General features: G+C 30.9%; 16 protein-coding genes. 8 read left to right on the forward strand and 8 right to left on the reverse strand.

The genetic code is table 11. The features are described 5' to 3' along the window. Positions 1–3 precede the first annotated feature (3 nt). From H1R17_RS11505 to H1R17_RS11525, 5 genes are read right to left on the reverse strand one after another with little or no spacing between them, the layout of a single operon-like run. Positions 4–1,080 (reverse strand): agmatinase family protein, encoded by a 1,077-nt coding sequence (locus tag H1R17_RS11505; RefSeq protein ID WP_163431237.1) that lies wholly within the window; start codon positions 1,078–1,080, stop codon positions 4–6. A gap of 14 nt (positions 1,081–1,094) precedes the next feature. Beyond that, positions 1,095–2,375: a kynureninase gene (kynU, locus tag H1R17_RS11510; protein WP_163431238.1), complete on the reverse strand. Its 1,281-nt coding sequence runs from the start codon at positions 2,373–2,375 to the stop codon at positions 1,095–1,097. A 46-nt stretch (positions 2,376–2,421) separates the two neighbouring features. Then, positions 2,422–3,153, reverse strand: coding sequence for a ThiF family adenylyltransferase (locus tag H1R17_RS11515; protein WP_163431239.1), 732 nt, complete (start codon positions 3,151–3,153; stop codon positions 2,422–2,424). Between the two features lie 49 nt (positions 3,154–3,202). Continuing rightward, positions 3,203–3,838: a TatD family hydrolase gene (locus tag H1R17_RS11520; RefSeq protein WP_163431240.1), complete on the reverse strand. Its 636-nt coding sequence runs from the start codon at positions 3,836–3,838 to the stop codon at positions 3,203–3,205. A 3-nt stretch (positions 3,839–3,841) separates the two neighbouring features. Further along, positions 3,842–4,426, reverse strand: a complete 585-nt coding sequence (locus tag H1R17_RS11525) for a DUF1684 domain-containing protein (RefSeq protein ID WP_163431241.1) — start codon at positions 4,424–4,426, stop codon at positions 3,842–3,844. An 86-nt stretch (positions 4,427–4,512) separates the two neighbouring features. On the opposite strand from H1R17_RS11525, the gene H1R17_RS11530 reads away from it, so the two are divergent. Next, positions 4,513–4,971 carry a hypothetical protein gene (locus H1R17_RS11530; protein WP_163431242.1) on the forward strand — a complete coding sequence of 153 codons (459 nt, stop codon included), beginning with the start codon at positions 4,513–4,515 and terminating at the stop codon, positions 4,969–4,971. Between the two features lie 61 nt (positions 4,972–5,032). Continuing rightward, positions 5,033–5,899, forward strand: a complete 867-nt coding sequence (locus H1R17_RS11535) for a hypothetical protein (protein WP_163431243.1) — start codon at positions 5,033–5,035, stop codon at positions 5,897–5,899. Here H1R17_RS11535 and H1R17_RS11540 read toward each other — a convergent pair. Beyond that, positions 5,896–9,588, reverse strand: coding sequence for a metallophosphoesterase (locus tag H1R17_RS11540; protein ID WP_163431244.1), 3,693 nt, complete (start codon positions 9,586–9,588; stop codon positions 5,896–5,898). The two genes, H1R17_RS11535 and H1R17_RS11540, sit on opposite strands and share 4 nt — an antisense overlap. Positions 9,589–9,615: 27 nt before the next feature. Here H1R17_RS11540 and H1R17_RS11545 point away from each other — a divergent pair, with 27 nt between their 5' ends. Next, the gene (locus tag H1R17_RS11545; RefSeq protein ID WP_163431245.1) at positions 9,616–10,797 is read left to right on the forward strand and encodes a Pycsar system effector family protein; all 1,182 of its coding nucleotides are present in this window, start codon (positions 9,616–9,618) and stop codon (positions 10,795–10,797) included. On the opposite strand, the gene H1R17_RS11550 is transcribed toward H1R17_RS11545, so the two are convergent. Further along, the gene (locus H1R17_RS11550) at positions 10,787–13,177 is read right to left on the reverse strand and encodes a GAF domain-containing protein (RefSeq protein ID WP_163431246.1); all 2,391 of its coding nucleotides are present in this window, start codon (positions 13,175–13,177) and stop codon (positions 10,787–10,789) included. The genes H1R17_RS11545 and H1R17_RS11550 overlap by 11 nt on opposite strands. A 131-nt stretch (positions 13,178–13,308) precedes the next feature. On the opposite strand from H1R17_RS11550, the gene H1R17_RS11555 reads away from it, so the two are divergent. Together H1R17_RS11555 and H1R17_RS11560 are read left to right on the forward strand one after the other, a co-directional pair. Further along, a complete protein-coding gene (locus H1R17_RS11555) occupies positions 13,309–13,671 on the forward strand; it encodes a BlaI/MecI/CopY family transcriptional regulator (protein WP_163431247.1) in 363 nt (120 codons plus the stop codon). Between the two features lie 4 nt (positions 13,672–13,675). Continuing rightward, positions 13,676–15,862, forward strand: coding sequence for a M56 family metallopeptidase (locus H1R17_RS11560; RefSeq protein ID WP_163431248.1), 2,187 nt, complete (start codon positions 13,676–13,678; stop codon positions 15,860–15,862). A 107-nt stretch (positions 15,863–15,969) separates the two neighbouring features. On the opposite strand, the gene H1R17_RS11565 is transcribed toward H1R17_RS11560, so the two are convergent. Further along, the gene (locus H1R17_RS11565; RefSeq protein WP_163431249.1) at positions 15,970–16,611 is read right to left on the reverse strand and encodes a protein-L-isoaspartate(D-aspartate) O-methyltransferase; all 642 of its coding nucleotides are present in this window, start codon (positions 16,609–16,611) and stop codon (positions 15,970–15,972) included. A 154-nt stretch (positions 16,612–16,765) separates the two neighbouring features. Between H1R17_RS11565 and H1R17_RS11570 the strand changes: the two genes are divergently transcribed. The 3 genes from H1R17_RS11570 to H1R17_RS11580 all read left to right on the forward strand — a co-directional run bounded on the left by H1R17_RS11570 (position 16,766) and on the right by H1R17_RS11580 (position 20,092). Further along, the gene (locus H1R17_RS11570; RefSeq protein ID WP_163431250.1) at positions 16,766–17,731 is read left to right on the forward strand and encodes a Gfo/Idh/MocA family protein; all 966 of its coding nucleotides are present in this window, start codon (positions 16,766–16,768) and stop codon (positions 17,729–17,731) included. Positions 17,732–17,775: 44 nt separating this feature from the next. Beyond that, positions 17,776–18,663 (forward strand): 3-hydroxyacyl-CoA dehydrogenase family protein, encoded by an 888-nt coding sequence (locus tag H1R17_RS11575; RefSeq protein ID WP_163431251.1) that lies wholly within the window; start codon positions 17,776–17,778, stop codon positions 18,661–18,663. A gap of 211 nt (positions 18,664–18,874) precedes the next feature. After that, a complete protein-coding gene (locus tag H1R17_RS11580; RefSeq protein ID WP_163431252.1) occupies positions 18,875–20,092 on the forward strand; it encodes a DUF1015 domain-containing protein in 1,218 nt (405 codons plus the stop codon).

Below are 20,092 nucleotides of genomic sequence, written 5' to 3' on the forward strand. Positions count from 1 at the left end.
CTATTAAAAAGTAATACTATCTCCTACTTTCATTCCATTGTTTTTAGCGTAAACACCGCACATGTGGAACAATAATCGGGCACCTACGTTTCCGTCCCAATCATCATCACCTGGTGCAACTTCTACTAAATCCATTCCAATGATGTTTTTATTAGATGCGCCTAACTTATCTAACAAATAAGTAGCTTGTTCAAAAGTTAGCCCTCCAGGAACTGGTGTACCTGTATTAGGGCAATACCAACGCTCTAAAGCATCAATATCAAAACTTACACAAACATTTTGCGGTAAATTTGCTAAAATTTCATCACACTGTTCTTTCCATGTTTTTCCTTCAAAAGCATTTGCTTTTAAATCGGCATCAGTATACACTTTCACTTTATCAAAAGATTTTACAACATCAACTTCTTGCTGACAAAAATCACGAATACCTACTTGAACCAATTTCGAAATTTGCGGTAACTGAATAGCATTGTACATAATTGATGCGTGTGAATGTGTAAAACCTTCGTAAGCAATACGTAAATCCATGTGTGCATCAAAATGTAAAATTCCAAAATTATCATATTTAGAAGCCAATGCTTGATAATAACCTAGAGGTGTAGAGTGATCACCACCTAAAAGAACCACTTTTTTATCTTGATTCATCCAAGACAATACTTTATCTTTTACTTCTTGATTTAATTGAGCTGTAGCTTTATTGATTTTATCTAAATCGCCTTGTAATACAGGAAATGTTTCTACATCTTCCCCATTTTCTAAAGCTTCAATAATAGGTTGCGCTAAGCTTTTATATTTAGCACTGTTGCTAGCCCAAGATTCTGGAGCTTCATCCATATAAATACCTAATTTCCATAATTCAGGAAATTGTTGGTGTAATAAATCTACCTGAAAAGAAGCGTCCATGATAGCATCCGGTCCTTCAGAAGCACCTGCACCATAACTTACAGTAACTTCCCAAGGCACAGGAACTACAATAATTTCACTTTCTTCAGCTGTAAAAGGCAAACCATAAATGCTAGCATCTGCTAAACCTGGTTGCGACGGATCGAATGAATCAATTTTTTGTTGTTTTGCTGACATTTTTTAATCAGAGATTATGATAATTTGTTTAAAATTCCTTGTTTTAAGATTTGACCAAATTCGTACATTTCTTCGAAAGAAGTATACAATGGCACTGGTGCTAAACGAATAACCGCTGGTTCTCTCCAATCAACAATTACGCCTTCTTTCATTAAATAATTAAATAAATCGCGACCTTGACCATGTAAGATAACTGATAATTGAGAACCTCTTTCAGTTGGATTTTTTGGTGTGATGATTTCTAAATTTGCTCCTGTTTCAGCAGCAACTTCCTCAACAATATACTCTAAATAAGATGTAATTAAATTACGTTTTGCAATTAAAGCATCCATACCAATTTCGTCAAACATTTCAACAGATGCTAAATAAGGTGCCATTGCCAAAACACCTGTGCAAGAACTTTGCCAACCTAAAGCACCATCATTTGGTGTATATTCTGGTTCCATTAAAAAACGACGCTCCTTATTATGACCGTACCAACCACCAAAACGGTTTAGATTTTTATCGTGGTGTTTTTCATGAACAAAATATCCTGAAACACTTCCTGGACCAGCGTTCATGTACTTGTAGCTACACCAACAAGCAAAATCTACATTCCAATCATGTAAATGTAATTCTATGTTTCCAGCAGCATGCGCTAAATCCCAACCTACATTAGCACCCACTTTATGACCTGCTTCTGTAATGGTTTTCATATCTAGCACTTGGCCTGTATAATAATTGATACCACCAATCAATACCAATGCCAACTCATCTCCTACTTCATTAATTTTAGCAATAATATCTTCTGTACGTAAATTATGTTCGCCCTCTCTACGCTTTACTTCTACAATTGCATCCTTTGGATCAAAACCATGAAACTTCACTTGTGTTTGAAACATATACTGATCACTTGGGAATGCTTTCTCTTCACAAACAATTTTAAAACGCTTTGCTGTTGGATTGTAAAATGAAACCATCATCATATGCAAATTTACCGTTAAAGTATTCATTACAGACACTTCACTTGGCTTAGCACCTACTACTTTTGATAATGGATTTGAAAAACGTTCGTGGTAATCCCACCAAGGTTTTTCAGCATAAAAATGTCCTTCAACAGCTAAGTTTCCCCAGTCGTTCATTACATCTTCTACATATTTTTTAGCTCGTTTTGGCAATAATCCTAAAGAGTTTCCTGTAAAATAAATTGTTTTCTTTCCGTTAACTTTAGGAAATTCAAATTCACTTTGATATTTTGACAACGTATCTTGTGCGTCTAATGATTGCGCAAATTCACGAGTATTTTGAAAATTCATTGTATTTATATTTTTCTGTAAATTAATAATTTTTATCCTATAATTCTTAGTTGTTGCTTTGTTTTTCTTTCAACAAATGTCTAATAACGGTTTCGGCACTATGCAAACCAAACAAACCAGGCATCCAACTGTTAGTACCAAAAAACGATTTTTTAAAATTGGTACCGTCGGTCATTTTTAAACTACTTTCATCAGGTTTTTCTAATGAAAAAACAGCTTTAACACCACTACTTACCCCCATTTTTCTTAATCGTTTACGAATAACTTTAGCCAACGGACAAACATCAGTTTTGCTAATATCTTTTACCACTACTTTACTTGCAAGCATTTTACCACCAGCACCCATATTTGAAATAACTTTTACTCGAGCCTTTTTTGCCGCAACAATTAAATTTAATTTAGGTGTAATGCTATCTATACAATCTAATACATAATCATACTGATCGGTAACAATTTCATAAGCTCGTTCTGGTGAAATAAATTCTTGAATCTTGATTAAATTTAGTTCAGGATTTATATCCATTAAACGATTTCCTACGACATCAACTTTAGGTAAATTAACCGTACTATGTAACGCGGGTAACTGACGGTTTATATTGGTAATATCAACAGTATCACCATCAACAATTGTTATATTACCAACACCAGCGCGGGCAATAAATTCTGCTGCAAACGATCCCACACCGCCTAAACCAACAATTAAAACGTTTGCGTTTTTTAAAACTTGTAAACCTTCTGGTTTAAATAATAATTCTGCTCTTTCTTGCCAAACAGCCATTAATTTGTAATTTGAATAGTAGTTCTTCGATCGAAAAATCGATTTGCTACTAAAGGTTAAAAACTCTATTAAAATTTTGCTCAATTATCTTTGATACATCTACTTGTAAAATACTTTGGGCTTTTTCATATACATCAACAATAGTCTCATTAATAGTATCTGTTTCTAAAAAGATGTTATTTAAAGGAACTTTTTTAAGTACATTTCCCAACTCAGGATTTCGCAAAAGATACTTACCAAATGATAAATAAAATTCATTTTTTATTAAACTGTTAGCTACTTGTTCATTTTTAGAAAAACCGTGAATAATTAAAGGAACTGTAAGTTGTAACTTATTTTTTATTTCAATGACTTCCTGATAAGCCGCTACGCAGTGCAAAATTACAGGTTTTTTGTACTTTTCTGCTAACAACAACTGCGCAATTGCCACTTTTTTTTGTACTTCTAAACTTGTTTCAATTCGTTTATCTAAACCACACTCACCCAGCGCTTTACAATTAGGTAATTGCAAATATTTTTCAATTAAAGCTAATTCATCTAAAAAAGTATCTTCGTTTATATACCAAGGATGAATACCAACCGTAAAATAAGGCAATGAAACATCGATATCATTAGGATATTGATTCACTAATTCAATGATTTCATCATTATTAGAAAATGAATGTGTGTGAATATTGAAATACATATTTTAATATTTTACTCCAGCATCAATAGCTTGATTGATACTATTTACTGAAGGCGTTATAGGACAAGAATATCCATGTGTATAAGCACAATACGGATGATAGGCATAGTTAAAATTCAAAATGATTTTCTTGGCTTTTTTAGGAATCTTTAAATCGATATACCTGCCTACTTCAGAAGTTGTTTCTCCGTTTGAATAATCTAAAAATGGTAAAAAGTATGAATCTTCGTATCCTTTCTTTTGGCTTAAAGCAATATTTTGATATACTTCTAACGTATGTTTTTGACCAAAAAGTTCAAAATGCAAAAGAGCAAACCGTTTATAATCTTGTTGTTTAGAACCAGTTGAAATCATTTTAAAAACAGGTTGTTTTTTTAAATATTCAACTTTTGCCTCTACAATATAATCTTCTGAATATGGGTAAAATTGAATACCAATAAAGTTAGCTAACTCCTCTTTAGTTAACGGAGTTGTTTCTTCATTTAAATAAAAAGCCTTTAAATTATCTTGAAAAACATATACATCTTCTCTTGTATTTTGTGCAAAAAAAGCAGATGTATAAAAAAGAAGCAATAATAAAATACGCATTGTTTTTTATTCAAATTTACACTTTTTATTAAAAATATTTACAATAATTCCTTTCATAAATCGTTATCCATAAAATAAGACACATAATGAAAAAAATATTTTTATTAAGTATTGGGTTACTTTCTTTTTATGGAAATGCCCAACAAAAAGAATTTTCATTTGAAAATTCTTCTAAACCAAAAACTCAAGTGGTTAGATCGGTTATATTAGAAGGTAGTTCAACATCTTATATAACCGTTTCGGGATCAACATCTACTGAAAAACTAAAAGAAATTGAGCAAATTGCTAAAGAACATGGTATTGATATTAAATTTACTAATGAAAAATACAATCGTAATCAGTTAGAATACATAGAACTTTCATATTTAACCAATCAAAAATGGGAAACCATTACTTTTGGTACAGCCGATTTAAAACTATTACCTTTTGATGTATCATTTGGATATAAACTAGAAAACAATCAAAAAAACAAACAATTTACATTAAAAAACAACAAAAATAACAGGCAAAATAGTGCAGAAGAAATCAATTTTCAAATAATCTAACCAAATTTAAAAGACCTTCTTTATTGAAGGTCTTTTTTTTAACTTTGTTAAAAATTGTTTTATGAAAAAGCATCTTATTTATTTAAGCGCATTTATATTATTTGCTTGTAATTCCAAATCGCAAGAAACTCATTTTAAGGAAGTTTTTTCGTTAGATAAAAAGCATAACGAAATTTCTGGAATGACTTATCATCAACCATCGCAAAAATTTTGGATGTTGCAAGACAAAGGCAATCCCTCAGAGTTGTATGTTTATACTACCGAAGGAACTTTTGAAAAAACCATTACTGTAAAAAATCAGGAAAACACCGATTGGGAAGATTTATCACAAGACCAACAAGGTAATTTATACATTGGTAATTTTGGAAATAATAAAAACGATAGACAAGATTTACGCATTTTAAAAGTAGATGCTGCTACCTTGCAAAATAATGAAGTAGAAAGTTCTCAAGAAACCTCGTTTTATTACGAAGATCAACAAAGTTTTCCCCCTAAAAAAGGAGATTTGTTGTATGATTGTGAAGCTTTTGTTGCAACCAAAGATGCTTTTTATTTGTTTACAAAAAACAGAGCTAAAGGTTTTGATGGTACTTTTTATGTTTACAAAGTGCCTAACCAGCCAGGAAATTTTAAAGCGGTTAAACTAGCAACCTTAAAAACGTGCGATCAATATAAAAACTGTGCTATTACAGGTGCTGCAATGAATGCTGCTGAAGATAAAATAGCACTTTCTACACACAATAAAGTTTTTTTAATTGATTTTATAAACGATGCATCTTTTACACAAGATAATTTAAAAGTTGTGGAACTGAATCATCATTCTCAAAAAGAAGCATTAACGTTTAAAAGTGATAAGGAATTATTCATATCAGACGAAAGTGAAAAAGCAAAAGGAGAAGGAAAAGTATATGTATTGGATTTAAATTAAAACTTAAATCCAATACCAAATGTAACTAACTGATCTTCTTTACCTGCAAATAATCCTACATGTCCTGTAAACGATTCTAGCGCATTTAACCACAAACCTGCACCGTAACTTTGGTACCATTGATTTGTTGGGTTGTACTTATTCCAAATTCTACCTGCATCATACCCTACATACAAACCATAACTTAATGGAATAACACCATTGGTAATGTTTTTCATTTTATAGCGAATATCCTGACTTGCCACAAAAGAGGTATGTCCTATGAAACGTTGCTGACGATAACCTCGTAATCCGTTATTAGAACCAATTGATGCTGCTTGATAAAAATGATAATCGTTTCCAAAAATCTTTTCAAATAAATAAGTTGATGACCACGTTAATTTTTTATTGTTAGAAATAGGCACCACAAAATTTAGTTTAGAATTTAAATATTGGTGCGATTTGTCGAAATCATCAGCAAAGAAACGCGCTCCATACAAAACCATAAAACCTAAACCAACAGTAGGTTCTTGAATGTTATCGTAATTTTCAAATTGATATTTTAAGCGTCCTCCTACAAAATGTTGTCGTGTATAGGTATCAAACAAATGTGTAAGTAATTGTTCATCAATTAAACGATTATTGGTTTCTTCAATCTTTGTTGATTCATAAGTTGGTCCAAACAAAAATGAACTTCCATTACGACCTTTCCATTCATATGATGGTTTAAATTCAAATTGCGATGTACGTACACGGTAATGATTTTCTTCAAACTTTTCATGATCGTATTCTTTTAAATTATCAAATCCAAAAAAGTTTTTTGTAAAATTAGACGATGTTGATAAAGCATCAACCGTAATATAACCTGTGTTAGAGTAATCTTTAAAACTACCTTTATATACCGCAGACACGCCCGATGTAGCAAAATTATACTTTACACGTAATTGATGTTTTTGCGAATAAGGATTGCGGTTAAACTTGTTAACCGTATAAACACCATACAAACCAAGCATTAAACCATTATCTCTATTATACCCAGCATCAGGAAATAAAGCCATAATATTTAACGGTGCTTTGCGGTAATCGTACTGATTTAAAGCGTATTGATCTTTTAAAACTACGCTTGCATTGCCTTTATCATCAAAATTATTAGGCTTTGATTTGTAATCGAAAATTTTGGTAGCTGTATGTGTTGCAACATTATAAGCATCATTATTTCTACCACCAATTAATTTTAATTTAATAGGCGATTTTTCTCCTTCTACCTTAATTTCATCGTCGTCATCTAAACCATAAACCCAAATTTCTTTCGTATTTTCTGGATAATAGGTATAAGTTGTTGTTAACGTATCGCCCGATTTTTTAGCTCTAAAATGATCAACAATAACTTTTTCTTTAGTCGTTTTTACAACAAAAGAATCTTTTTTATTGGTACCAACAACCGTTGCGTATTTAAAAAGCTCGTTGTAATATTTACCAGAAAATTCAACTAGTTTGCTTCTTCTTGCTTTTAAAACACGAATAATATCATTAGTATATTGATTTTTAATTTCTGTAGGCAATTCATTAAAAGCTTCTTCAATTGCTTTATCACTAATACCATCAACCACTTCTTGTGCGGTATTTTGCCAATCTGTAAGTGATGTATTTTGAAGAAAAACTTTGTCTAAAGGAAAAGCCGATTTTGTTATCCAACGCGGATTGCCATACTTTTCTTTATACGTTTGCATGTGACGCAAAGGATTCAATCTGTTTAAAAGTGATAAAAGATTACCATCAATCTTAGCAAATGCTTGGTCACGATCTCGTGGAATGGGTTGATACATTATTTTATCTCCTTCCTTTTTTTCAACCCAACGCCATTGATCCGAATGACGATCCCAATCGCCAATTAAAAAATCAAAAATACGTGCACGTAAATACATTTTAGCATCTACTTGGTATTTTTCATCTTTTTCTAAATTCACTAATAAATCTTGCGTACTAATAATATCATCGCCATTTCCATAAGAATCTAAATCTTTTTGTGATTTATGAGGTCGCTCTTCAATCATATACAACTCATTTCCATAGATTTCATTGTACTTACCTAAAGCATTTTGTTTAGGGACATAAAACAACTTAGGATTTGAGTGATATAAATTTACAGCATCAGATAATTTTCCTAAAATAAAAGGAGTATACGGATGCGATGTGGTGTAATAATCGTCAATAAACTCTAAAACATAAGTATCTTCTAACTTATCTTCCACATAAGTATCTTTAAAAATAGCCGATTGTAAAAACTGTTTAGAACTTTTACGTAAGCCGCGCATTACATATTGTTTACCTTGTGTATCCTCTAATCGCAAAGACATAGATTGGTTACCACCACCAGAAATAATAGGCGTTAAACCACCATAAAGTGTTGCTAAATTAGCTACAGGTGCTTTTACTGGTGTTCCGTAAATACTGCGGTAGTGTTTACCAAATAAAAATTGATATGTTTTTGATTTTTGTACCGACTCTTGTGTGTAAACCGATGCTGTTGTAGTAGTTTGCGTAACTTCGGGAAACTTTTTTGTATATTCATAAGGCATTAGTACGCTTTTTTGAAAAGTAACTTCCTCACCTGCTTCATTTAATTTATGAATACTTAAATCGACCCTATTGTTTTCGTAAACTTTTAAAGTAGCAAATCCTAAATCGCCTAAAGAATAACTACTTGCTTGTACTTTACGTGCTTCTTCTTTTTTTGAACCTGCTCCGCTAATTAATTGTTTAACACCATCATCTTCAATATATTGCAAATTATGCTCGTGTCCTGAAACAAAAATAACTTGCTCTTGATTTTTGGTTAATGTTTTTAAACGATCAACCAAAGCGCGGTAATACGTATGCTGCATATCAGCAGGACTAGCCCCTGATGTTTTTCTTAAATAATTACCAATTGTTCCTAAAACGGGTAGTGGTATATTTTTATAGGGAAAAAGATGCTGACGTGCTGAAAAATACCCTCCGTGCGAACCATTTGTAAGCATAGGATGATGAATAGCAACTACCGTAACTTTGTTTTGATTTTTGTTGATTAAACTTCTAAACTCTTCAAAAAAATCTTCGCGCGATTTTATAAAACTTCCTTCGTTTATATTAGAATGCTTGTCCCAATTTTGAATAAACCATTCGCTATCAATAGTAATAATAGTTAATTGATCGTTTATTTCTAAAGCATCAATAGCTTCGTATTTTTTAGGCATAAACGATTTCTTACCCAGTTTACTTTCAACGTATGTTTTTTGCTCCATCAATCCATCCAAACCGTGGTACCAATCATGATTTCCGGCTAAAAAAACAGTAGAACCGTTTACTTTTTTAGCTACATCAATTTGCGCATCTAATTTAGCTTCTGCAACAGAACGGTCCTTCTCTCCTACTTTTGGCATTCCCAAAGGATAAATATTATCGCCAATAAATAAAAGGGTTTGTTTAGATTTTGCATCGGTAGCGTAGTTAGAAACTGTCTGTAATAATTTCTGTCCGTTTGCTTCGTCTGCATTACCTGCATCGCCTACCACAACAATTTCGTGCAATAAATTACCAGAATTTTCGTTACTTAGCATGTTGCTTTTAAAATCTTTACCCATTTGCTCGTGATACGAGGCACACGATACTACGGTAAACGTAATTATTGTGAAAAAAGATATTTTTATGATAGGTAACTTTAATTTCATAACTTTAAACATATAATTTTTTCGTTGATGGAACTTTTAATAAAAGCCGAAGCATACGTTTTTAACTTATTCAAAGATAAACTTTCTGCTGAATATATTTACCACGATTTTTTACATACTTTGCGTGTGGTTACAGCTTTAAAAGAGCTAATTAAAGGTGAAGGTATTGAAGAACAGAATTCAATAGAACTGCTATTGGCAGGATGGTTTCATGATACGGGTTATATTTACGGAAATGAAAATCACGAAGAAAAAAGCTGCACTATTTTTAAAGAGTTCATAAATAATGAGTCTAATTTTTCAATAAATATTGAAAATGTTTGTGCTATTATTTTGGCAACTAAATTTGGAAAAGAACCAACCAATATTTTAGAAATGTGTATGAAAGATGCCGATTTTTATCATTTTACATTAGATAATTATCAAGAGCATTGCATGGTGTTAAAAAAAGAAATTGAGTTTATACAAAACAAAGAAATTTCTGACGAAGAATGGTGTGCGGGCAACATTAAAATGTTTACTAAAATACAACATTACTATACCAATTATGCAAAAACATTTTGGCAACCTAAAAAGGAAAAAAACCTGTTTAAAATTTACGATCAAAATGTAAAAGAGAAATTAGGTAAAAAAAGTACCAATAAGGAACTTAAAGAAAAGAAATTAGAGAAGTTAGATAGACCAGAACGCGGAATTGACACGTTGTTTAGAGTTACCTTAAACAACCATACCCAATTAAGTGCTATTGCCGATAGTAAAGCAAACATTTTACTTTCTGTAAACTCAATCATCATTTCTATTACGTTAACGGCTATTATTCCAAAATTAGATAGTCCAAGTAACGCGCATTTAATAATTCCTACTTTTGTATTGCTTATTTTTAGCGTTATTACTATTGTATTTACCATTATGGCTACCAAGCCAAAAGTAAGTAGCAATCCTAATATTAAAAGCGATATTCAATCTAGAAAAGCCAATATTTTATTCTTTGGTAATTTTCATCAATTAGAACTAAACGATTTTAATACAGCCATGAACGATTTAATGAAAGATCGTGATTATTTATACGATACCTTAATTAAAGATTTGTATTATTTAGGTTTGGTTTTAAACCGAAAATACAAATTGCTAAGCATTTCATATACCGTTTTTATGATTGGCATTATTTTATCGGTATCGGCTTTCTGCTTAGCTTTTATTAAGTTGTAGTATAATATTTGATGTAATCTGAATAGCTAAAAAATTTAAAATGAGCTAAATCAAAGGTTGTGTTAATAGTTAAGCGTAATGCTTTTAAATTGGTAATATCTTGCAAATCTTCAATTGTTATTTCTTCAATTTCTGAAGTAAAATAATTTTGAATTTGTAAATATTGAATGTAATTTAAGTATTCCGTTTTTTCTAAATCGTTTAAATATACAATTACTAATTTATTGGCTTGTACTAAACGCTCTGTAGAATCTTTAATGGTTGCTTTTGCCAAACGTTTTTTAAGAATTTCATAACGTATATCATTATTTCCTTCCACATCAAAACGTTTTTCATCCATTCTAAATTTAATAGAAACAGCTTCGTTATACACAATAATTAAACTGGTTAATTGCATATCAAAACTTAGTTTTTCTTTTACTCTTTGATGCGATACAACCATTTTACACATTACTTGTATTTGCCACAAACGCAAATTGTACAAATAAATAACATCAAAAACTTGTTTAGGTGCAATGCTGGCACCAATAAATAAATTATGCTCAATACCATCGGTTCTAAAACGATCAAAATAATGCGGATACACTTTTTGAATAATTGCTTGCTCTTCATCAATAATATCACTTAAATTTTTATTGATGCTTTGAATAGCAATATCGTATTTCTTACGCTGATTTAAAAAACGTTCGGTTTTAGGATCAATTTGCTCTTTGTATTTTTGAATGATTTTTTTGTATTGTTCTTTTTCGCTTAGCTTTTTAATTAAAGGATGAAAATTATCAACAATGTATCGGTTAATTTGTGCCTCGGCAACAAACTGATTTTTCTTTAATTGATTTTGAAAATAAATAACTTCGTGAATACGTTGATCAAAAAGCAACTCTTCTTCAAAAGGTTTTACAAACTCAAGAATATTTAAAATTTCTTTTAGCTGTTTTTTTAAATCGGCAAGCATTGCTTTGTTTCTAAAACCAGATGATCCTTGAATATCGGTTTCGCCATATAACGGAAAAATGCCTTCAAATTCAATCTGTTTTAGAACATTTTGATCTTTAACATTTTTTGCATAAAACAATTTTTGAGCTTCTTCTTCAAATTTCCAGTTTACACTTGGGTGAATAGTAGTGTATTCACGCTGAATAATAGCATCAATTTCATTTTTAACATCATTATGGTAGCGCTCAAACGTATCATTCAATAAAGGCATTACATCGTTTAACTTATTGGCGTTTATGGTGTGCAAAGCATAAGGCGTAGCGCTGTAAAGTTCTATATATGCCTGAAAACCATCGTTTTTACGAATAGGCGCTAATATAAAACTCTGTATGTTGCGCGATTGTAAATAATCTAAATACGGAATCCATTCTTTATGATGATACAATTGCTTGATATCCGTTACACAATAATACTCTTCTTTTTGATCAAGTTCTTTAAAAAATTGAGTTGCAGCGCCAATAACTTCTTTTGAAACTTTTTTATTATAAAGATTAAAAACACTTGGAAATTCAACCTTTGCTGGTAAATCAATAAACGTACGACTATCATTATTGACAAAAAACACACCAAAACCAATGTCTTTGATTTTAAAAATTGATTTAAAAATATCTTGCGCAATAGAAACACTCATATTTTCTTGGCCCGCTTTTAACAAATTGGTTTTTATGTTAGAAATGGTGTTTTCAATAGTAACATCAAACAGTGTTAAAATACCAAAGCCTTTTAAAATCCAGCTGTGATTAGGGAATTTTTGTTTCCAAATTTCAACATCATCAAAACTATTTTTTAATAGTTGAATATCTTCTTTGGTAATGGTAACCGCATTTTCTGTAGGAATTAATTCGCAAAAATCGCCATTATAAACAATTCTATAATGACGATTTACGCCATTCTTGTCAGGAATATCGTAAAAAAGAGGTCGCGTTAAATCGAAATTTTCTCCGTAATGCGTGTTTAAAATTAAACAGCAACTAAAAATGTAGTATTGATCATTGGTAAAATCACGAATGTTGATTTCAAACTCCTCACCTGCATCATTAATAATTTGCTGAAAACGCTTGGTAAAATTGAAATTGAAATTCTGAAAAGGCAAACTCACCGCCTTAATTTCATTGTATGTTAAAGCCGTAGGAAACAAATCGGCTAATAAGTTGTGTATTAAATCTAAATTTTGGTAGATCGTTTTTTTGGAAGTTACACCAGTATACAATTCCGGTACTTTGTTCACTTCTTCAATAAGCGATTGGGCATAAACTGCACGATAAGGTGCATCTTTCTCTTTTGTTATCTCTTTTAAAGAATCAACAACTTTATGAAACGAAATAACCGAAAAAAAGGGGCTAACTGTAAATTGATCGATATTTAAATTTAATTCTTTGTCCATACAAAAATGATGAATAACAAAGGTAACACATTTTAAAAAGAATTTTAAAAACTAAAAAACTAGTTTAAAAACTATATAAATAGTTGTGTAACTAAAAAAATAGTTTAATTTTGAATTAAATAAAGTAAGCAATGGAAAAACTAACCAATAAAGAAGAAGAAATAATGCAAGTGCTTTGGCAACTAGAAAAAGCTTTTGTAAACGATATACTAGAAAAAATGCCCGAGCCAAAACCACATTACAACACGCTGTCTACAATTGTACGCTTGTTAGAAGAAAAAGGTTTTGTGGCACACAAAAGTTATGGAAAATCACACCAATATTATCCTTTAATTAGCCTGGAAGCTTACAGAGGTGTTTATGTAAAAGAATCTATCAAAAAGTATTTTGATAATTCGGTTGCCAATTTAGTCAATTACTTTGTGAAGGATGAAAAACTAACAGAAACTGAAATCCGAGAACTACTAAACATTATCGAAAAAAATAAAAAATAAGCGTATGGAAATCATATTCATCTATATTCTTAAAGCAAATGGTTTACTCATCTTTTTTTGGATGTTTTACAAAGTATTCCTTCAAAAAGAAACCTTTTATACTATTAATCGTTGGTATTTTATAAGTACCCTTTTGATTGCTTTTATTTTGCCGCTGATTTATTTCACTAAAATAGAAGAAATTGTTCTTAACAATGCTATTTCAAGTTTTGATTCTAATAGTGTAATGGTTTCAAATCAAACTTTAGCACCAATCCAACAATGGTATGAACATATAAATTGGCTGTTAGTATTGTTTATTATTCTAGCAGCAATATCTTTCATAAGAATAGTGTTGCGTGTGCATCATATTGCAAAAATGATACAATTTATTACAAGACTACCTGTTCACAACTTAAATAAAACCATTCGTTTATCTTCAAAAGATACTACAGTTTACAGTTTTTACAAATGGATTGTAGTTCCGAAAGAAATCGTACAAAACGAAAACTATTCGCTTTTATTACAACATGAAACCATTCATTTAACCCAAAAACACACCTTTGATTTAGTTTTGATTAGTTTCGTTATCGATTTCTTTTGGTTCAATCCGTTCTTAAAAATGTTACGTAAAGACATGAACCTTAATTTAGAATTTTTAGTTGATGCCAAAATGGCAACCACAGAAAACAGCTATTTATATCAAAAAAGTTTACTACAATACCAACAAATACACCCTGTAAATGAATTGGTAAATGCTTTTCAGGCAACCGATTTAAAAAAACGCATTTTACAATTAAATACACAAAAATCAAACCATATGAAAAAACTTAAATTTTTATTAGCAACGCCTGCCCTATTCACTTTTTTTGGCTTGTTTCAAATTGAAACCGTTGCCCAAATTACAACTCTTGAAGTACAGGATACAGAAGAAAATTATTTTTTAGTAAGAGACAACTTTACAAAGGATGATTTTGCTAAACTAACAAAGAATCTTAAAGAAAATTATAATATTGATTTTAGTGTACGCAATGTTAAATTTGATAACAACAAAATTAAATCGTTAGATTATACCATTAGAAATAAAGATCTTAAAATATCTACATCAGAAAGAAATTCTGATAATAATAAAAATATAGATCCATTTTTAATCATTGTAAGTCCAAACAATAACAAGCCTTTTAGAGTTGAAAAATATGATGCGAAACCTAAATACTCTTACACTGTTGATAATGAACTGGAGCCTAATTTTACAATTACAGAAGAAGAATGGAAAGATGCTAGTTGGATAAATAAAATAAGCACTAATCAAAAGGTAATATATATAATTGATGGTAAAAAAAGTTCAATAGGTGCAGCTTATACCTTAAATCCAAAAGATATTTTATCAATTAATGTACACAGAGATCAAGAAACTAAAGCTAAATTTAAGGAAGATGTTGATAATGTAGTGATCATTAAAACGAAAAAAATAAAGGATATAACAAATTTAGATAAGGATTTAGAATTGTTGCTTTCTGACAGAAAAGCTTTTGACAGAATTGCTGCAAAATACCCTATTTATGTAGATAATATACTTTTGACTAAAAAGGAATTAAAAAAATTTGACACCAAAACAATCAGATCAATGTATGTTGATGAGAATAAAATAGAAATTAAATTAACAACAAAAAAAAGTGAAACTGAAACTTTCTCTTTTAACATTGCAAACAATGATACTGGTAAACCTTCTGATAAAATCCTTATTAACGGTAAAGAATCAACACAAGAAGAATTAAAAAAACATATTGATGAAGTAAATACAAAAGAACCTTTACGTTTAAGAGGTAGTTTATTCAATAATTCACAAGTTAATATATTTAGAATTAATCATAATCCACAATATAGAACAATTGAGGAAACATATGTTATATCTAAAAATGGAGATGGATCAAACAGTAAAAGGACGGTTTACAAAGATGCAGATGGTAAAGTTGTAAAAATTGAAGATTCAAACGATAATCAACAATTATCAAATAATAAGATAGTGACTAGTAATTTAATATATGTGGTTGATGGAACTAAAGTTCTTGAAGATGATTTTAGAAGTATACATCCAAATAACATTGAAAGCATAACCGTTTTAAAAGATAAGGTATCAAAAGAAAAATATAATGCTTTATTCAAAGATGGAATACTTGTCATCACTACAAAAAAGAATACAAAAAGTTAAATAAAAAAGCCTTACAAATTTGGAAGGCTTTTTTTAAGACTTATTATTATATGTCTATTTTTTTTTATTATATTATAAACATCAAACCTTAATTTCAGAGAAAAAGATCAATTCTTATCTTCTAACATAGGTACAAATCGAAAATCTCCAAATTCGTGTTGTTCAAAATGTGTTTCAGAAGTTCTTATCAACAAAGTCATCACTTGTACGTCATCACCTACAGGAATAACCAGCCTTCCTCCTACTTTTAATTGCGCCATTAAAGGTTGCGGAATAAATGGTGCGCCAGCAGTTACAATAATACCATCAAAAGGGGCATCATTAGGCAAACCTTTGTATCCATCTCCAAATGAAACAACACGTGGTCTGTAACCTAATTTAGGTAATAAAACAGATGTTTTTCGATACAATTCATTCTGACGTTCAACAGTAAACACCTTAGCTCCCATTTTACACAGCACAGCTGTTTGATAGCCAGAGCCTGTACCTATTTCTAAAATTTTATCATCGGGTTTTACTTGCAATAATTGCGATTGAAAAGCAACAGTAAAAGGCTGAGAAATAGTTTGCCCAGCACCAATAGGAAAAGCAGTATCTTGATAAGCAAAATCGTGAAAACCAGATTCTAAAAACAAATGGCGAGGTATAGCATTCATTGCATTTAATACATTAGTATCGTAAATACCCTTTTGCGCCAATAATTGTACTAACTGGTTTCTTAATCCTTGATGTTTAGCAGTATCTTTCACGTTTAAAATTCCTTTCTTACTGCATCAAAATTACATATATTTTTATAGTTAACCCAAGCTTTCAAAATGATTATTTTTAAAATTAAGGTAACTTTCGGGTAATAAAACACTTCGGTTTTTCAAATATATTTTAACTTTGTAAAAAACATTCACTATGTTAAAAATTGGCGTGCTTGGCGCAGGACATTTAGGCAAAATTCACTTAAGATTATTAAATCAATCAGAAAAATATGAATTGGTAGGGTTTTATGATCCTTCTGAAGAAAATGCAAAAAAAGTAGCAGCAGAATTCGGTTATCATTCTTTTAATAGCATTAGCGATTTAATTGCGGCGGTTGATGTGGTTGATATTGTAACTCCTACCCTTTCGCATTATGATTGTGCCGTTGAAGCTATTAAAGCAAAAAAGCACATTTTCTTAGAAAAACCCATTTCAAATACGGTTGAAGAAGCTGAGCATATTATTACTTTAGCACAAGAATACAACGTAAAAGGACAAGTGGGGCACGTAGAACGTTTTAACCCGGCGTTTAAGGCTGTAAAAGATAAAATAAACAATCCAATGTTTATTGAAACGCATCGTTTGGCAGAATTTAATCCTCGTGGTACCGATGTACCTGTGGTTTTAGATTTAATGATTCATGATATTGACGCTATTTTAAGTGTAGTAAACTCGCCTGTAAAAGATATTCACGCAACCGGAACTGCCGTTATTAGTGATTCTCCAGACATTGCCAATGCGCGTATTGAGTTTGAAAATGGTTGTGTGGCTAATGTTACATCAAGCCGAATTTCTATGAAAAATATGCGTAAAGCACGTTTCTTTCAAAAAGATGCCTACATTTCGGTTGATTATTTAGACAAAATTTGTGAAGTTGTAAAAATGAAAGATGCACCTGAAATTCCTGGTGATTTCGATTTAATTCTTCAAAATGCCGAAGGTGTAAAAAAACAGATTTATTTCGACAATCCTAAAGTAGACAGCAACAACGCTATTTTAGATGAGTTAGAAACCTTTGCCGATGCTATTACCAACAACACCACACCTATTGTTACCCTACAAGATGGTACCAATGCGTTAAGAATAGCACATCGCATCATCAATTGTTTCGGTAAATAAATTAATTAAAGTATATTCGCATAAATTCGTATTAAAAAATAAAAATGAAAAATATAGCTGTAATTGGTGCAGGAACAATGGGTAACGGAATTGCTCATACATTTGCACAAAAAGGATTTAAAGTTTGTTTAATTGATATTTCAGACAAAGCTATTGAGCGTGGAATGAATACCATTCTTGCTAATTTAGATCGTATGATTGCTAAAGGATCTATCACAGAAGCCGACAAAAAAGCAACTATTGAAAACATCATTACTTATACCGATGTAAAAGACGGTGTTGTAAATGCCGATTTAGTAGTTGAAGCTGCTACTGAAAATGTTACGTTGAAATTAAACATCTTTAAAGAATTAAGCGAAGTTTGCAGAGAAGATGTTATTTTAGCATCAAACACATCATCTATCTCAATTACGCAAATTGCAGCAGTAGTTAAAAATCCAGAGCGTGTAATTGGTATGCACTTTATGAATCCGGTGCCTATTATGAAATTGGTTGAAATTATCCGTGGATACAATACAACCGACGAGGTTACTAAAAAAATTATGGATTTATCTTTAGCTTTAGGAAAAACGCCTACAGAAGTAAACGATTATCCTGGTTTTGTTGCCAACCGTATTTTAATGCCAATGATTAACGAATCTATCGAAACATTATACAACGGCGTTGCTGGTGTTTCTGAAATTGATACCGTAATGAAATTAGGTATGGCACATCCAATGGGGCCATTACAATTAGCCGATTTTATTGGTTTAGATGTTTGTTTATCTATCTTAAATGTAATGTACGATGGATTTAAAAACCCTAAATACGCTCCGTGTCCATTATTAGTAAACATGGTAATGGCAGGCAAATTAGGTGTAAAATCTGGTGAAGGTTTTTACGATTATTCTGAAAGCAAAAAAGCAGAAAAAGTTGCAAAAATGTTTGCATAAACATATAGAAAATAAAGTTTTAAAGACGATTGAACGTTGTTCAATTGTCTTTTCTGCTTTTTTTAAGTTATCGTAATGATTTCAAACGTTTTGTCATTCCGAACTTGTTTTGGAATCACATCTTGAAATTTAAATAATGAGAAGCTGAACCAAGTTCAGCTTGACAATAACTGTATCAGCAGAAACTATTTATTAATTTGATTTTAAATAAATGGCAGATATAATTCCTTTCAAAGCAGTACGTCCATCAGCCGATAAAGTTGCGCTGGTAACAACGCGTCCGTATGATGAATATTCAGCAGCTGAATTAGCTTCGTGGCTCGATTTTAATCCTTTTTCGTTTCTTCATATTGTGAATTTAGCATTCATCAATCAAGAAAAAATCGATCCAATTCGCAGGTATAAAATGGTAGCAACAAAGTATTCCGATTTTAAACGTGACGGTATTTTGATACAAGACGAAAAACCTGCTATGTATTTGCATCAAATCATCTCAAAAAAAAATAATTTTATTGGTATTTTGGCAGGTACATCGTTACAAGATTATCAAACCAATGTTATTAAAAAGCACGAAAACACTTTGGATTATCGTGTAGAAAATTTAAAGGATTATTTTAACGAAACACGTTTTAATGCCGAACCTGTTTTAATGATGTATCCAAATTGCGAGGATTTACAACATTGGATTCAGCAAAAAAGAGAACAAACGCCTTTATACGATTTTTCTACAACCAATCGTGAACGACATATTGTTTGGAAGATTGAAAGTGATGAAGAACTTCAGTTTGTGCAAAACGCTTTTAAACAAATGCCGAATTTGTATATAGCCGACGGACACCATCGATCAGCAACATCCGATTTGTTATTGAATGAAAATGGTGATCGCGCAAGTGACAATATGCACCATTTTATGAGCTATTTAATTTGCGAAACTACCATACAAATTAACGAATACAACCGATTGGTTCACGATTTAAACGGTATGCAAAGCGAAGATTTTTTAGCTATTCTTGAAAAAGATTTTACCGTTAAAAAAGTACACGAATATTGGAAACCGCAAAAAAAATACAGTTTTGGAATGTATTTAGATGGCGTTTTTTACTCGTTAAAATTAAAGAATATTCCTGCTGAGGATAACATTATTAATACATTGGATCCTCAAATTTTATACGATACTATTTTGCAACCGTTGTTAAATATTACTGATCTAAGAACCGACAGTAGAATTAGTTACATTCCTGGAAATAAAAACATTATGGAGCTGGTTAATAAAATTGATAACGGTGATTATAAGGTTGGTTTTATACTATATCCATCGTCTATTGATGAAATTAAAACATTGGCCGATAACAATTTAACCATGCCTCCTAAAAGTACCTATATTGAACCTAAGTTTAGAAACGGATTAATTATTTACGAATTTCAATAA

Origin of the sequence: Flavobacterium sp. xlx-214 (assembly GCF_013874595.1) — a bacterium.
Classification (GTDB): domain Bacteria; phylum Bacteroidota; class Bacteroidia; order Flavobacteriales; family Flavobacteriaceae; genus Flavobacterium.

Excerpts from the sequence above, each read along its gene's own strand:
- H1R17_RS11505 (WP_163431237.1), bottom strand. The coding sequence starts at position 1,080 with ATGTCAGCAAAACAACAAAAAATTGATTCATTCGATCCGTCGCAACCA.
- kynU (WP_163431238.1), bottom strand. The coding sequence starts at position 2,375 with ATGAATTTTCAAAATACTCGTGAATTTGCGCAATCATTAGACGCACAA.
- H1R17_RS11515 (WP_163431239.1), bottom strand. The coding sequence starts at position 3,153 with ATGGCTGTTTGGCAAGAAAGAGCAGAATTATTATTTAAACCAGAAGGT.
- H1R17_RS11520 (WP_163431240.1), bottom strand. The coding sequence starts at position 3,838 with ATGTATTTCAATATTCACACACATTCATTTTCTAATAATGATGAAATC.
- H1R17_RS11525 (WP_163431241.1), bottom strand. The coding sequence starts at position 4,426 with ATGCGTATTTTATTATTGCTTCTTTTTTATACATCTGCTTTTTTTGCA.
- H1R17_RS11530 (WP_163431242.1), top strand. The coding sequence starts at position 4,513 with ATGAAAAAAATATTTTTATTAAGTATTGGGTTACTTTCTTTTTATGGA.
- H1R17_RS11535 (WP_163431243.1), top strand. The coding sequence starts at position 5,033 with ATGAAAAAGCATCTTATTTATTTAAGCGCATTTATATTATTTGCTTGT.
- H1R17_RS11540 (WP_163431244.1), bottom strand. The coding sequence starts at position 9,588 with ATGAAATTAAAGTTACCTATCATAAAAATATCTTTTTTCACAATAATT.
- H1R17_RS11545 (WP_163431245.1), top strand. The coding sequence starts at position 9,616 with ATGGAACTTTTAATAAAAGCCGAAGCATACGTTTTTAACTTATTCAAA.
- H1R17_RS11550 (WP_163431246.1), bottom strand. The coding sequence starts at position 13,177 with ATGGACAAAGAATTAAATTTAAATATCGATCAATTTACAGTTAGCCCC.
- H1R17_RS11555 (WP_163431247.1), top strand. The coding sequence starts at position 13,309 with ATGGAAAAACTAACCAATAAAGAAGAAGAAATAATGCAAGTGCTTTGG.
- H1R17_RS11560 (WP_163431248.1), top strand. The coding sequence starts at position 13,676 with ATGGAAATCATATTCATCTATATTCTTAAAGCAAATGGTTTACTCATC.
- H1R17_RS11570 (WP_163431250.1), top strand. The coding sequence starts at position 16,766 with ATGTTAAAAATTGGCGTGCTTGGCGCAGGACATTTAGGCAAAATTCAC.
- H1R17_RS11575 (WP_163431251.1), top strand. The coding sequence starts at position 17,776 with ATGAAAAATATAGCTGTAATTGGTGCAGGAACAATGGGTAACGGAATT.
- H1R17_RS11580 (WP_163431252.1), top strand. The coding sequence starts at position 18,875 with ATGGCAGATATAATTCCTTTCAAAGCAGTACGTCCATCAGCCGATAAA.